This is a genomic window from Verrucomicrobium sp. GAS474, from assembly GCF_900105685.1.
In the GTDB taxonomy this organism is placed as follows: domain Bacteria; phylum Verrucomicrobiota; class Verrucomicrobiia; order Methylacidiphilales; family GAS474; genus GAS474.
Map to the genome: position 1 here is coordinate 1,850,498 of NZ_LT629781.1, position 13,776 is coordinate 1,864,273.

13 protein-coding genes and 1 tRNA gene are annotated in these 13,776 nt (G+C 64.6%); 10 read left to right on the plus strand and 4 right to left on the minus strand.

The features are described 5' to 3' along the window. The first annotated feature begins 2 nt into the window (after positions 1-2). Positions 3-1,733 (plus strand): ShlB/FhaC/HecB family hemolysin secretion/activation protein, encoded by a 1,731-nt coding sequence (locus BLU04_RS07650; protein ID WP_093284250.1) that lies wholly within the window; start codon positions 3-5, stop codon positions 1,731-1,733. A 15-nt stretch (positions 1,734-1,748) separates the two neighbouring features. On the opposite strand, the gene BLU04_RS07655 is transcribed toward BLU04_RS07650, so the two are convergent. Continuing rightward, positions 1,749-1,970: an SWIB/MDM2 domain-containing protein gene (locus tag BLU04_RS07655; protein WP_231964911.1), complete on the minus strand. Its 222-nt coding sequence runs from the start codon at positions 1,968-1,970 to the stop codon at positions 1,749-1,751. Between the two features lie 303 nt (positions 1,971-2,273). Here BLU04_RS07655 and BLU04_RS07660 point away from each other — a divergent pair. From BLU04_RS07660 to BLU04_RS07695, 9 genes are all read left to right on the plus strand, one after another. Further along, a tRNA-Leu gene (locus BLU04_RS07660) sits at positions 2,274-2,354 on the plus strand. A gap of 243 nt (positions 2,355-2,597) precedes the next feature. Next, entirely contained in the window at positions 2,598-3,101 is a 504-nt protein-coding gene (locus BLU04_RS16390) for a hypothetical protein (RefSeq protein WP_157895200.1), read from the plus strand. Between the two features lie 410 nt (positions 3,102-3,511). Beyond that, positions 3,512-4,375, plus strand: a complete 864-nt coding sequence (locus BLU04_RS07665) for an STAS domain-containing protein (protein WP_093284255.1) — start codon at positions 3,512-3,514, stop codon at positions 4,373-4,375. A gap of 1 nt (position 4,376) precedes the next feature. Then, positions 4,377-4,766: an STAS domain-containing protein gene (locus BLU04_RS07670; protein ID WP_093284258.1), complete on the plus strand. Its 390-nt coding sequence runs from the start codon at positions 4,377-4,379 to the stop codon at positions 4,764-4,766. Continuing rightward, complete coding sequence (locus BLU04_RS07675; RefSeq protein ID WP_093284260.1) at positions 4,753-5,157, plus strand: anti-sigma regulatory factor; 405 nt, start codon at positions 4,753-4,755, stop codon at positions 5,155-5,157. The genes BLU04_RS07670 and BLU04_RS07675 overlap by 14 nt, the downstream gene beginning before the upstream one ends. 10 nt (positions 5,158-5,167) lie before the next feature. Continuing rightward, entirely contained in the window at positions 5,168-6,205 is a 1,038-nt protein-coding gene (locus BLU04_RS07680; protein ID WP_093284263.1) for an ATP-binding protein, read from the plus strand. Between the two features lie 30 nt (positions 6,206-6,235). After that, the gene (locus BLU04_RS07685; protein WP_093284265.1) at positions 6,236-8,404 is read left to right on the plus strand and encodes an ATP-binding protein; all 2,169 of its coding nucleotides are present in this window, start codon (positions 6,236-6,238) and stop codon (positions 8,402-8,404) included. Then, positions 8,401-9,921 carry an ATP-binding protein gene (locus BLU04_RS07690; RefSeq protein ID WP_093284268.1) on the plus strand — a complete coding sequence of 507 codons (1,521 nt, stop codon included), beginning with the start codon at positions 8,401-8,403 and terminating at the stop codon, positions 9,919-9,921. Before BLU04_RS07685 ends, BLU04_RS07690 begins: the two co-directional genes overlap by 4 nt. Next, positions 9,918-10,343, plus strand: a complete 426-nt coding sequence (locus BLU04_RS07695) for a response regulator (protein ID WP_093284271.1) — start codon at positions 9,918-9,920, stop codon at positions 10,341-10,343. Before BLU04_RS07690 ends, BLU04_RS07695 begins: the two co-directional genes overlap by 4 nt. Before the next feature lie 84 nt (positions 10,344-10,427). Here BLU04_RS07695 and dps read toward each other — a convergent pair whose 3' ends face one another. From dps to BLU04_RS07710, 3 genes are all read right to left on the minus strand, one after another. Next, positions 10,428-10,922: a DNA starvation/stationary phase protection protein Dps gene (gene dps, locus BLU04_RS07700; protein WP_093284273.1), complete on the minus strand. Its 495-nt coding sequence runs from the start codon at positions 10,920-10,922 to the stop codon at positions 10,428-10,430. Between the two features lie 390 nt (positions 10,923-11,312). After that, entirely contained in the window at positions 11,313-12,305 is a 993-nt protein-coding gene (locus BLU04_RS07705; protein ID WP_093284276.1) for a D-glycerate dehydrogenase, read from the minus strand. Positions 12,306-12,318: 13 nt separating this feature from the next. Continuing rightward, complete coding sequence (locus BLU04_RS07710) at positions 12,319-13,770, minus strand: deoxyribodipyrimidine photo-lyase (RefSeq protein ID WP_093284279.1); 1,452 nt, start codon at positions 13,768-13,770, stop codon at positions 12,319-12,321. Between the last annotated feature and the right edge of the window lie 6 nt (positions 13,771-13,776).

The following is a 13,776-nucleotide window of genomic DNA, read 5'->3' on the forward strand; positions in this document are numbered from 1 at the left end:
CGATGCTTTTTCTCCTTCGTTTTTTCCTCTTCCTCCTTCTCGGAATCGCCGCCCTCCCCGCCCAAGATCTCGAAAAAATCCTCCCGAAACAGTTGCCTGCGAACCCGCCCGCCCAGGCCCCGGAAACCCCCGAAATCCCTGAAGGCCCTGGCGGCAGGGAAAAGATCATCGAAAAAGTCCGCGCCTTGGTCTTCGTCTCCAGAGAGGCGCAGATCAGGAAAGACGGCCTCCCCGCCTTCGACGGCGTCCGCGTTGGCCCAGGGTTGCCCTACCTCGACGCCCCCGCCTTCCGGTTGAAGGCTGAAGCCTTCCTCGGACGACCCCTCACCGCCGACACTCTCAACCAAATTACCCGCGCCGTCGTCGCGCAGTACGTCGCCAACGACCATCCCGTCGTCGATGCCGCCGTCCCGGAGCAAAACATCGGCAATGGCATCATTCAGGTCACGGTTATCGAGGGACGCATCCACGAAGTTCGCGCCAAGGGGAACAACTGGTTCGGGAGCGAGGTCCTCGTCAACGAACTCGGCATGCGCCGGGGCGACTCCATCCCCCAGAGCGTCCTCGTCTCCCGCCTCAATTGGATGAACCAAAATCCCTTTCGCGACATCAGCGCCCAATTTGCGCGCGGCCCCGAAGTCGGCACCACCGACCTTATTCTCAAGACACAAGACCGCTTTCCTGCCCGGTTCTACGCGGGCTACGACAACAGCGGCAACTACACCACAGGGCAAGACCGCTGGAACTACGGCTTCAACTACGGAAACTTCCTCGGATTAGACCAGCAGTTGAACTATCAGTACACTACCAGCAGCGACTGGACTCGCTTCAACGCCCATGCCGGAAGCTACGTCATCCCGCTCCCCTGGCACCACACCGTCACCTTCTTCGGCGGCTATATCACGACCTTAGGGCATCCCTCCGGCACCACCCTGAACGGCACCAGTTGGCAGGCGAGCGGAAGGTACACCGCCGGGCTTCCCACCCTCGGCGAATTCACTCAAAGCCTCACCGGGGGCTACGACTTCAAGCAATCGAACAACAACCTCGAATTCGGCGGCCTCTCCGTTTTCAACACCACCACCGATGTCTCCCAGTTCGTCGTCGGCTACAACGCCGGGTACGGCGACGACTGGGGCACCACCAGCCTCGGCCTCACCGCCTACCTGAGCCCCGGCGACATGACCGATAACAACACGAACCGGGCTTTCACGGCGACCCGGAGCAAGGCCGACAGCGAATACATCTACGGCCAGGTGAACCTCAACCGCGTCACGAAGCTCCCGTGGAACTTCTCCTGGGTCGTGAAGGGAGCCTATCAGGCATCGAGCGGAAACCTCCTCGGCAGCGAGCAGTTCGGCCTCGGCGGCGACGGCACCGTACGCGGCTACCAGGAGCGCGAAGCCAACGGCGACCAGGGTTGGCTCGCCAGCACGGAGCTGCGGCTGCCCCCGTTTAGTTTGAGCCAGTTCTTCGCGCCGAAGTTCGGGACGAACATCGCCAACGACCCATTGCAGTTCCTCGTCTTTAGCGACTACGGTTGGACGCGCAACGTCGACCTCCTCCCCGGCGAGGATCCGAACATCTACCTCTGGAGCGTGGGCCCTGGCTTCCGCTACACGCTCGGCAAATACGTCACCGCGAAGCTCGACTACGGCTGGCAACTCACCGACACCGGCCTCCGGGACCCCGAGGCTTCCCGCGGAGAGCTTTCGGTGACGATCAGCTATTGAGAGCCTGCAGACGGACTACTTGACGTGTCCGGAGACGAGTTTGGTCATCTCGAACATGGTCACCGTCTTCTTGCCGTTGAAGACCTTCTTGAGTGCCTCGTCGGCGTTGATGTTGGTCTTCTTCTTCGGGTCCTGAAGATTGTTCTTCTTGATGTATTCCCACAGCTTCTTGGTCAACTCCGTGCGGGGCAGGGGCTTCGCGCCGACGACGGCGGCCAGGGCCTCATCGGGAGTCACGGGTTTGAGGAAAGCAGCGTTGGTTTTAGCGGGCTTGGTGGTCTTGGTTGCCATCGACAAAGCTTAAGTGAGTCGCCCAACAACGCAAGAGGGACAAAACCGCTCCCCGTCGCGCGATCCCCATTTTTCCTTGCCCGATACGAAAAAGCGGGAGTAATATCCCCCTCCGCGACGAGGCAGAAGTCCCCGAACTTTTGTTTTGCCCCGTCTCTTTGCTGTTTTTTCCATCGACCATGGATCAGCCGTAGAACGAGACCGTGACAAAATGAGGGTTCCCGTCTGTAAGTCGTTGGTTGAGTTATTGCGATCGTGGCGAAATGGCAGACGCGCTAGTTTCAGGTACTAGTGCCGAAAGGCATGCCGGTTCGAGTCCGGCCGATCGCACTCTTTTTCTCCGTCAGGCATTTGCGGCATGAGCCGTAACGGTTCGAGCGCGCTGAAGCGGACGAATGCAGGGCTGCATGACAGAAAGTTGACAAGCCCTGCCGAACGACGCTGACGCGTTCACATCGTTGATCCCAGAGCGGAGATCAACTTGGGAGCGGCAAAGGTTTCACGGACGGGCGCACACCGTCAACGTCTATAGTGGAACCACCTTAAATCATTGGTCTGAGGTTGATTTTGATCATGAAAAAAATCATTTGCTGGATGGTTTTGATGAGCATGGGACTAGTTGCTCATACCTTTGCTGACGACAGCGTTTCAAAAGCGGATTTCGCGGATTCTTATCGGAAAGACCCAGTATTTAGATTTTTATCTACTATATACACGCTTTCATTAATGGTTGCTGAAGCGAAGCCTGGGGATCCGATAAATTCGCCTGAAAATCGCCGAACCGGTGGGTTGCTTGCAATAGTGAAGGGAGATGAGGGAAAGGTGACGGAATTTATGTCCGCCCCGAGTAATTCGGGCCTTTTAAGTGTGACGAAACCTTTGTTGGAAAAATTAAAATCAAAATCCTTTCAAGATCGAAAGGAAAAAATCATTCAAGGATATGGTAAAGACGACCCTGCTGGCCTGAAAAAAATGGCCGAGTTATATGGCGAACTATTGCCGCAAGGAGGTGTGGATCATTACTTTGACGCTTATTTTGAATTGAGATTTCCTGGGCATGATCGGAGTAGGTTTTAGTCTTAGGAAGTATTTAAGACTTTAGCTCCGCGATAGTCGGTATCGGGCTGAGCGTTGTGAAGTGCGATTCCGGGGTGTGCTTCCGTACGGGCAAGAGTTTTGAGTCTTTCTATGATGATCGCTATGCAAATTCCTGAGGAGAGGGATGAGTGGTGATTGGGGGGGGCAGTAGCTATTCAGACACTAGTGGGGCAATCCACATCGGTTCGAGTCCGGCCGATCGCACTCTCCTCTTTCAATCAAAGAGTTACGGCAAGCGGCCGTGCCCCCTTCGGGCGCCAAATGTGTCGGAAAAGCGTGCGGCATGGCAAAATATAGGCCCTCGTGTTTCAAATGACCCCGGGTCGTTGTATTGGGCGGGCCGGGTCCCTTGACACGGGGCCGGGGTGGACTAGCCTTCTAGCCTAAATATGCCCTCTTCCAATCGTCTTGTTGAACTGATCGGTAAACACCAGAAAACCTTGCTCGAGGGCTGGGTGGCTGAACAGCTCAAGGCCATTTCGAAGCAGGGCGTCCTCCGGCCCGAGGAACTGCGCGACCAATGCGCCGAGTTCCTGACGAGCCTGATTGCCAGTCTGAAGAAGGGGAAGGACGGCGGCTTCGACAGCGCCACCTTCGACGACGTGAAGGAAGGCGTCGCCTCGATTTCCCGTTCCCGGGCGCTTCAAGGCTTTTCCCCGACGGAGACGGCCCTCTTCATCTTCTCCCTCAAGAAGCCGCTCTTCGCCCTACTCCAGACGAACCTGACCGGCAGCCCCGAGGCGCTGGTCGAGGAAACGCTCTCGATCTCGACGCTGCTCGACCAGGTCGGCCTCTATTCGACCGAGGTCTTCCAGAAGACCCGCGAGGAGGTGATCCTCCGGCAGAACCAGGAGCTCCTCGAACTCTCGACCCCCGTCGTGAAGCTCTGGGACGGCGTCCTGGCGCTCCCCCTCATCGGGACCCTCGACAGCGCCCGGACCCAGGTGGTGATGGAGTCCCTGCTCCAGAAGATCGTCGAGACCTCGGCCGACGTGGCGATCATCGACATCACCGGCGTCCCGACGGTCGACACCCTCGTGGCCCAGCACCTCCTGAAGACCGTCACGGCGGCCCGCCTGATGGGGGCCGAGTGCATCCTCAGCGGCATCCGCCCGCAGATCGCCCAGACGATCGTCCACCTCGGGATCAACCTCGGCGACGTCATCACGAAGGCGAGCCTCGCCGAGGCCCTGAAGGTCGCGATCGACCGCTCCGGCCTCGTGGTGGTGAAGAAATCCTCGATCAAGGCCTGAGATGGAACGGATCCCCATTCTGCGGATGGGAGACTTCCTCCTGGTCACGATCCAGGTGGATATGTACGACCAGCTGGCGATGACTCTCCAGGACGACCTGACGAGCCTGATCAGCAAGACCTCGGCGCGCGGGGTGCTGATCGACATTTCCTCCCTGGAGATGGTCGACTCCTTCATCGGGCGCATGCTGGCCAACATCTCCTCGATGTCCCGCGTCCTCGACGCCCAGACCGTCGTCGTCGGGATGCAGCCCGCCGTGGCGATCACCCTCGTCGAGCTCGGCATGTCCCTGGCCGGGGTGAAGACCGCCCTCAACGTCGAGAAGGGGATGATGCTTCTTCGCGGCTCGTCGGAGAGCTGGTCGTCGGGAGAGGACAGTGCCGGCGATTAAGACCGCCACGCATCCGCTGCGGACCGAGGTCGATATCGTCCAGGCCCGCCATCTGGTGCGGAAATGGGCGGCCGAACTCGCCTTCAGCCTCGTCGACCAGACGAAGATCGTGACGGCGGCCAGCGAGCTGGCGCGGAACACCATCGTCTACGGCAAGGGCGGGGAGATGCGCATCACTTCCCTCGAGAACGGGGCGCGCAAGGGGCTCGAGCTGGTCTTCGCCGACCAGGGCCCGGGCATCGCCGACATGAAGCTGGCGCTCCAGGACGGCTACACGACGGGCTCCGGCCTCGGCCTCGGATTGAGCGGGGCCAAGCGGCTCTCCAACGAATTCGACATCGTCTCCAAGGTGGGCGAGGGGACGACGGTGATGATCCGGCGTTGGAAATAGGGTCAGAGCCATGAACACGTCCCTCTCCATCCCCGTCACGGAATCGAGCCAGGTCGGGGAGGCGCGGCGGCGCGCCCACGGCCTGGCCCAGCAGGCGGGCCTCGGCGAGGCGGCCCTGGGCACCCTCGGCATCATCGTCACCGAGCTGGGGACGAACCTGTACAAGCATGCCGCCCGGGGGGAGATCGTCATCCGCCGGCTCGGCTCCGCCTCCGCCGAGGATGCGGACGGCGGCGGGATCGAGGTCCTCTCCGTCGACCGGGGGCCGGGCATGGGGGAGGTCGCCCGCTGCATGGCCGACGGGTTCTCGACCACCGGGACGACCGGGAACGGGCTCGGCTCGATCCGGCGGCTCTCCTCGGTCTTCGACCTCCATTCCTGCGCCCAGGGGACGGTGATCGTCTCGCAATTGTGGGGCAAGGGCCGCCCGGACGCGCCCCGGCGCCGCCTGGAGGTCGGGGCCGTCTGCCTCCCGTGCGCCGGGGAGACCGCCTCCGGGGACGCCTGGACCTCGACCAACGCCGGGGCCCTGCAGACGCTCCTCGTCGCCGACGGCCTCGGGCACGGGGTCTATGCCGCCGAGGCGGCCGACCAGGCCGTCGCCCTCTTCGAGGAAAGCCAGGCCGAGGGGAGCCAGAGCGGCGAATCGCCTTCCCCGCAGTTCCTTCTCCGGCGCCTCCACGGGGGGCTCCGCTCCACCCGGGGCGCCGCCGTCCTGATCCTTCAGGCCGACCTCCGCGTCGGCAAGATCAACTGCTGCGGCATCGGCAACGTCTCGGCCAGCGTCGTCATCGGCTCGGCGAGCCGGAGCGTCGTCTCCCTGAACGGCACCGTCGGCCACGTCGCCTCCCGCTTCCAGGAATTTTTCTACGAGTGGGACAAGGCCGGCCTGCTGGTCATGCACACCGACGGCCTCCAGACGAAATGGAAGCTCGACAGCTATCCCGGCCTCCAGATGCGCCATCCGAGCGTCGTCGCCGGGGTCCTCTATCGCGATTTTACGCGGGGCCGGGATGATGTTACCGTCCTGGTCGCCAGGGAAATCTAGAAGCCCGAGATTTCAGGAAATTTTACCGTCGTGAAGATCCCGCTTCTCACCGTCCAGATCCATTACGAACGGGACGTCGTCCTCTCCCGCCAGCGCGCCCGGCAGCTCGCGGGCCTGCTCGGCTTCGAGCACCAGGACCGGGTCCGCATCGCCACGACCATCTCCGAGCTGGCCCGCAACGTCTTCCAGTACGCGAAGCGTGGGAAGATCGAGTTCGCCTGCGACACCGGGACCGGCGCGATGGAGGTCGTCATCTCCGACCAGGGGCCGGGGATCGCCAACCTGAAGGAGATCCTGCGGGGGGAATATGTCTCCGAGACCGGCATGGGCGTCGGCCTCGCCGGAGCCAAGCGGCTGATGGACGAGTTCCACATCGAGACCGCCGTCGGCAAGGGGACGACGATCACCATCTCGAAGTCCCCCGGCCGGGGGGTCCCCCTGACGCCGAAGAGGGTCGAGGAGATCGTCTCCGAGCTGGCGACGAACAAGACCGAGGACCCCTTCCAGGAAATCCAGCGGCAGAACCAGGAGCTCCTCGCGACGATGGAGGAACTGCAGAAGCAGCAGTCCGAACTGAACCAGCTCAACCGCGAACTCGAGGACACGAACCGCGGCGTCATGGCGCTCTACGCCGAGCTCGACGAGAAGGCCGATTACCTGCGCCGGGCCTCGGAGATCAAGTCCCGCTTCCTCTCGAACATGACCCACGAGTTCCGGACTCCCCTGAACTCGATCCTCGGCCTTTCCCGGATGCTCCTCGACCGGACCGACGGCGAGCTGACCTTCGACCAGGAAAAGCAGGTCTTCTTCATCCGCCGCGCCGCCTCCGACCTCTCCGAGCTCGTCAACGACCTCCTCGACCTCTCCAAGGTCGAGGCGGGGAAGATCGTCATCCGCCCCTCCGAGTTCGAGATCAAGGACATGTTCGGCGCCCTGCGCGGCATGCTCCGGCCCCTGCTGGCGCACAACTCGTCGATCAGCCTCGTCTTCGACGAGGCCGAGGGCTTCCCGCCCCTCTTCACCGACGAGAGCAAGGTCTCCCAGATCCTCCGCAACTTCATCTCCAACGCGATCAAGTTCACCGAAAAGGGGGAAGTCCGCATCAGCGCCGCCCTCCGGCCCGACAACACGATCCACCTTTCCGTCCGGGACACCGGCATCGGCATCGCGAACGGCGACCTCCTCACGATCTTCGAGGAGTTCACCCAGATCGAAGGCCCCCACCAGAAGAAGTTCAAGGGAACCGGCCTCGGCCTCTCCCTCTCGAAGAAGCTGGCCGAGGTCCTCGGCGGCTCCGTCAGCGTGGAGAGCGAGCTCGGCGTCGGCTCGACCTTCTCCGTCACCCTTCCCCTCCAATACGGCGGGGAGGTCGATGCGGCCTACCTTTCCGGGTTCCAGCGCCAGCTCGACCCGCACCGGACCCCCGTCCTCGTCGTCGACGACAATCCCGAGACCCTCTTCATCTACGAGAGCTACCTCAAGAACACCCCCTTCCAGGCGATCCCCGTCCGCTCGATCCGGGCGGCGCGCGAGGCGCTGGAGGCGGTCCGCCCGATCGCGATCTTCCTCGACGTCCTCCTCGGCCACGAGAGCTCGTGGGCCTTCCTCGCCGAATTGAAGCGGGACAAGCGGACACGGGAGATCCCGGTCTGCGTCGTCACCGTCGTCGAGAACGAGGCCAAGGCGCGGCAGGAGGGGGCCGATGCCTTCCACCTGAAGCCGATCGACCGGGAGTGGCTCCTCTCCCAGCTCCATTCCCGCGTCCGGCCCCAGCGCCTCCTTCTGATCGACGACGACGAGGTCTCCCGCTACCTCTTCCGGAGCCTCCTCTCGGCCACCCCGTTCCAGATGATCGAGGCCGTGGGCGGCCGCGAGGGGATCGAGACGGCGCTGGAGGAGCGGCCCGACGTCATCTTCCTCGACCTCGACATGCCGGGGATGAACGGCTTCGAGACCCGGCGGAAACTCCAGGAGGATTCCCGCACCCGGCACATCCCGATCGTCTTCTACACGGCCAACCTCCAGGCCGACGACAAGCTCGAGGAGTTCGAGGGCGTCGTCGGCATCCTCTCGAAGGATCTCTCGTCCCGCGAGGTCGCCCAGGCGAAACTCATGACGCTGATGGGCGAGATCAAGGCCAGGATCGAAGCGAAGGTCGGCGCCGCCTCCTCATCCTCCGCCGAACCCTCCCTTCCATGAGCTTCCCCGGCAATCCCATCCTCATCATCGACGACAACGAGGAGAACCGTTACGCCTTCAGCCGTTACCTGAAGGGCAGCGGCTTCCAGGTCTGGACCGCCCAGACCGGCGAGGAGGGGCGCGCCCTGGCGCAGCGGCGTCCGTCGCTCATCATGCTCGACATCCAGCTCCCCGACATCACGGGATACGAGCTCTGCCGGGCCCTGAAGGCCGACCCCGCCACCGCCTCGATCCCGATCCTCCACACCTCGGCGACCTTCACCGAGAGCGGCGACCGCACCTACGGCCTGGAGGGTGGGGCCGACGGCTACCTGATCCAGCCGATCGATTCCCACGAGCTCGTCGCCACCGTCCGTTCCCTCCTCCGCATCCGCACGGCCGAGCTCGCTGCGAAGGCGCTGGCCGCCCAGTGGCAGACGACCTTCGACGCGATCAGCGACGGCGTCTGCATCCTCGACGCCGACGACGAGGTGGAGAAATACAACGCCTCCTTCGCCGCCCTCTTCTCGGGCCTCGGCGCGCTCCTCCGGCCGGGAACCTCGTTCGACCTCCTCGTCGGCAAGCTGGCGACGGAGCCGCCCACGCTCGACTGGCCCGCTCGGTGGCCCGAGGAAATCCTCATCCGGAACCGGTGGCACCGGCTGACCGTCAACGCCGTCCTCGACGACGAGGAGGAGCGGATCGGAAGCGTCTGCGTCTTCTCCGACATCCATTCGATCCGGGAGGCCGAGATCAAGCTCCAGAACGCGAACCAGGACCTCGAGGCCCGCGTGGCGGAGCGGACCGCCTCCCTCCGCGAGGCGATCCACCAGATGGAGCAGTTTTCCTACACCGTCTCCCACGATCTCCGCGCCCCTCTCCGCGCGATGCAGGGGTACAGCAGCGCCCTGCTGGAGGATTATGCCGGGGAGCTGAACGAGGAGGCCCGGCATCATCTCGAAAAGATCGCGAGCAACGCCGCCCGCCTCGACAAGATGATCATCGACGTCCTGACCTTCACCCGGATCTCGCGCGAATCGCCGATCCTGACCGAGGTCTCCCTCCTGCGGACGGTGCAGGACGTCCTCGAGCACTATCCCGGACTGAAGCCGCCGCAGGCCCACGTCGAGGTCGTGGTCGACGCCGGGCACCTCGTACAGGCCAACGAATCGGGGCTGGTCCAGGCCCTCTCCAACCTGCTGGGCAACGCCGCGAAGTTCGTCGCGCCCGGCGTGACGCCCCGCATCCGGGTCCATTCCGAGCGGCACGGCGAGATGATCCGGCTCTCGATCGACGACAACGGCATCGGCATCGCCCCCCCCTACCAGGTGCGGCTCTTCGGGATGTTCGAGCGGGTCCTCCCGAAAGCCCATTACGAGGGGACCGGCGTCGGCCTCGCCATCACCCGCAAGGTCATCGAGCGGATGGGAGGGAAAGTCGGCATGGAATCGGACGGCGAGCACGGCAGCCGGTTCTGGATCGAGCTGGCCGCGGGGATCGAAAACCGGAAAGGGGAAAAGAACGGGGGAGGCGCATGAGCGAGGCTCCTTCCGCTTCCCACGCGAACGCCAAAACGGTTCTCCTCGTGGAGGACAACGAGGACGATATCTTCCTCATGCGGCGTCTTTTCAAGAAGGAGGCCATCGAGGTGCCCCTTCAGGTCGTCACCGACGGGAAGCAGGCATTGGAGTATCTCTCCGGCACCGGCCCCTATCGCGACCGCAGCCGCCATCCGCTGCCCGGATTCCTGTTCCTCGACTTGAAATTTCCCTACCTGCAGGGCTTCGAGATCCTCGCCTGGATCCGGGACCAGCCCCATCTGAACGGGATTCCCGTCGCGATCCTCACCTCCTCGGTCGAGGATCGGGATCGGGGAAGGGCCGCCGAGTTCGGCGTCTCCTACCTGGTCAAGCCGCCGACGCCCGAAATGGTCGCTGAGGCGCTCCGCTTCCTCGCCTAGGCTTTGGGGGGAAGGGAAAAAGAAAAAGAGTTGGCGGGACGGGTGACCCCCCGGAACACCCGCCCCGCACTCTTCACCGGCGGGTTACTCGCTCTTTTTGTAAAGATGCGCCTCGATGAACCAGAGGTTCTTGTCGGCGGCGCGGGAGACCTCGGTGAAGATGTCGGCGGCGTCCTTGTCGCCCAGCTCGTCCGTTTCGTCGATCGCCTTGCGGGCGGCGTTCGCGAAGGTGGCCAGGGCGTTCGTCAGGGCCTTGAGGTGGCGGGTCGAGTCGTGGATGCCCACGGGATACTCGGCGAGGCGGGTCTTCGCCTGGATGTGCTGGATCGTCCCCTCGGCGGTGCCGCCGAGCTGCGCGATCCGTTCGGCGAGGAGGTCGGCGCCGTTCTCGACGTCTTCCTCGATCTTGTCGAGGAGCTCGTGGACGGCGATGAAGTCATGGCCGCGGACGTTCCAATGGGCCTGCTTGATCTGGAGCTGGAGGTCGAGGGTGTCGGCCAGGGACTGGTTGATCAGGTTGACGACCTTTCGACGGACGCTTTCCTTGAGATTGACGTGGGAGGTGATGAGTTGAGTCATGCTTTCCTGGGAGCTAGGCCGATGCCGCCGTCCCGTGCTTCCGTTGCAACTCTTTGGCGGGGAAATGATTTTAAGAAAGGGCCGGGAGGGAGCGCGGAACGGCGAAGGGTCGCAAAATGCAGGACTGCACCCGGAGAGCAGGCAATTGGCACGATCGGAAAAAGGAGCCGGAAAAACCGGAAAAGACGGAACCGATTTGCGTGGAGGATCTAAGGACGTCCGGAAGGACGGGGCCACGCGCTGGCATCGCCCGTGCGTCTCTCCTTCCATGAAGCCTCAACACAAATCGATCAGCGGCCGGATTCCCCTCATTCTTCTTTGGCTGGTCGGCGTGCCGATCCCGATCCTCGTCATCATCTTCCTCTTCCGCGGCTGCTCGTAAGCGGCGGGTCAGGTCTTGCGCGCTTCCCACACCTCGGCGTTGACGAGACGCGAGGGGCGGCGTCCGGAGAGGGCGGCGGTGAGCTCGACGATGCCTTCGTCGGCCATCGCCCGCCGCGTCTCATGGGTCGAGGTTCCCATGTGGGGGGAGAGGACGACGTTCGCCATCGTCATGAGCGGGGAGTCGGCAGGGAGCGGTTCGGTCTCGTAGACGTCGAGGGCGGCCGCCCGCAGGCGATTTTCCCGCAGGGCGTCGATGAGCGCCGCTTCGTCGAGGGTCTCGCCGCGCGAGATGTTCACGAGGATCGCCCCGGGCCGGACGAGGGAGAATTCCCGGCGGCCCAGGAAATGGCGCGTCTCCGGGGTGAGGGCGAGGGCGACGCAGAGGAAATCGGCCTCGGCGAGGAGGGTGTCGAGGGGGACCCACGCGGCGTCGAGGGGGCGGGCCGCCGCCTGGTTCGGGCGGCGGCTGTGGTAGAGGATCTCCATGCCGAAACCGTGGCGGCCACGTCGCCCGATGGCCTGCCCGATCTGCCCGAAGCCGACGAGCCCGAGGCGCTTCCCGTGGAGGCTGGTGCCGAAGTGGGCTTCCCCGACGCTCTTCTTCCATTCCCCGCGCCGGACCCAGGCGTCGAGCTCGGCGATGCGCCGGGCCGCGGCCATGAGGAGGGCGAAGCCGAGGTCGGCGGTGCTCTCCGCGGCGGCGGTCGAGGTGTTCGTGAGGACGATGCCCCGGGTCTTGAGGGTGGCGAAATCGAAACGGTCGTGGCCGACGGAGAGGGTGGCGAGGGCCTCGAGGCGGGGCGTGGTGGCGGGATCGAGCGGGATCCGCTCCATGACGCGCCGTCCGCCGATGATCCCGTGGGCCCGGAGGAGGGCGGCGGCGAAGGCCTCCTTTTCCTCGTCGGGCTTCGCGATCCAGGTGACCTCGAAGGAACCGCGCAGCGTGGCGAGCTGGTCGGGGGTGAATTCGGTGCCGAAGGCCAGGACATGTTTTTTCATGGTGGGAGGAAGATCAGGTTTCGAGGGTGCGGATGGAACTGAGGGCGGCGAGGGCGTTCTTCCGCGCGACGGCGTGGTCGACGATCGGCTTCGGATAGTCTCGCCCGAGGACGATCCCGGCGCGGGCGAGGAGATCGCCCGGGGCCTCCCAGGGGCGATGAAGCCATGCGCCGGGCAGCCCCGCCAGCTCAGGACACCACCGGCGGACGTAGCGCCCCAGGGGATCGAATTTCTCGCCCTGCGTGACCGGGTTGAAGATGCGGAAGTAGGGCGAGGCGTCGGCCCCGCACCCGGCGCTCCACTGCCAGCCGAGGGTGTTCTGGGCGAGATCGGCATCGACTAGCGTCTCCCAGAACCATGCGGCCCCCTCCCGCCACGAAATGAGGAGATCCTTCACGAGGAACGAGGCGGCGATCATCCGCACCCGGTTGTGCATCCACCCGGTCGCCCAGAGTTCCCGCATCCCGGCGTCGACGACGGGGTAACCGGTGAGGCCCTTCTGCCAGGCGCGGAGGCGGGCTTTGTCTTTCACCCAGGGGAAGGCGGCGAAGGGTTCCCGGAGCGGCTCCTCGGCGGTGTGGGGGAAGTGGTAGAGGAGGTGGTGGGAGAACTCCCGCCAGCCGATCTCGGTGAGGTAGCGGGAGCCGCGCCAGAGCGGGGAGGCGGGGGCGATGCGGGCGGCGTGGCGGCGGTAGGCGTGCCAGATCTGGCGCGGGCCGATCTCGCCGAAGTGGAGATGGGGGGAGAGGCGCGAGGTCCCTGGGAGATCGGGCCGGTCGCGGTCCCCCGCATAGTTTTCCGAGGCGGCGAGGAGGAAGCTCTCGACCCGCTCGGCCGCCCCGGCCTCGCCCGGATGCCAGGCGGCGGCGAGGCCGTGGTGCCAGGGGATCGTCGGCTCAAGTTCCAGCGCGGCCAGGGGAATCGATTCCGGCCACGCCTTCGGCGCGGGGAGACGGTCGGGCGCGGGGAGGGGGGCGGCGGGATCGGCCTTGCCGAGGGCGTGCTTCCAGAACGGAGTGAAGACCTGGAACGGCTTCCCGCTTTGGTTGGCGATGGTCCACGGCTCGTGGAGGAGGGCGGCGTTGAAGGTCTCGACGGCGTGGCCCGCCTTGCGGAGCGTCTCCTTGATCCGCGTATCGCGGGCGATGAGCGCGGGCTCGTAACGGCGGTTCCAGAAAAGGGCCTCGGCCCCGGTCTCCTTCAGGAGGGCCTGGAGCGTCCCGAGGCTCGCCCCCTCGCGGATCACGAGGCGGCTGCCCCGCTCGCGGAGCGAGTCGCCGAGCGCCTGCAATGAATGATGGAGCCACCAGCGCGAGGCTCCGCCGGGCGCCCACGCCTCCTCCTCGCCGCGCGCATCGATGTAGACGGGAATGACCGGGCCGCCCCGGGCCAGCGCGGCCTGGAGGGCGGGATTGTCGGCGAGGCGGAGGTCGGCGCGAAACCAGACGAGGGCGGGGGAGGGCATGCGAGG

What these genes read in the sequence shown, in the direction of transcription:
- BLU04_RS07710 (WP_093284279.1), bottom strand. Translation starts at nt 13,770, where the DNA reads ATGCCCTCCCCCGCCCTCGTCTGGTTTCGCGCCGACCTCCGCCTCGCC.
- dps (WP_093284273.1), bottom strand. Translation starts at nt 10,922, where the DNA reads ATGACTCAACTCATCACCTCCCACGTCAATCTCAAGGAAAGCGTCCGT.
- BLU04_RS07670 (WP_093284258.1), top strand. Translation starts at nt 4,377, where the DNA reads ATGGAACGGATCCCCATTCTGCGGATGGGAGACTTCCTCCTGGTCACG.
- BLU04_RS16390 (WP_157895200.1), top strand. Translation starts at nt 2,598, where the DNA reads ATGAAAAAAATCATTTGCTGGATGGTTTTGATGAGCATGGGACTAGTT.
- BLU04_RS07650 (WP_093284250.1), top strand. Translation starts at nt 3, where the DNA reads ATGCTTTTTCTCCTTCGTTTTTTCCTCTTCCTCCTTCTCGGAATCGCC.
- BLU04_RS07705 (WP_093284276.1), bottom strand. Translation starts at nt 12,305, where the DNA reads ATGAAAAAACATGTCCTGGCCTTCGGCACCGAATTCACCCCCGACCAG.
- BLU04_RS07665 (WP_093284255.1), top strand. Translation starts at nt 3,512, where the DNA reads ATGCCCTCTTCCAATCGTCTTGTTGAACTGATCGGTAAACACCAGAAA.
- BLU04_RS07690 (WP_093284268.1), top strand. Translation starts at nt 8,401, where the DNA reads ATGAGCTTCCCCGGCAATCCCATCCTCATCATCGACGACAACGAGGAG.
- BLU04_RS07695 (WP_093284271.1), top strand. Translation starts at nt 9,918, where the DNA reads ATGAGCGAGGCTCCTTCCGCTTCCCACGCGAACGCCAAAACGGTTCTC.
- BLU04_RS07680 (WP_093284263.1), top strand. Translation starts at nt 5,168, where the DNA reads ATGAACACGTCCCTCTCCATCCCCGTCACGGAATCGAGCCAGGTCGGG.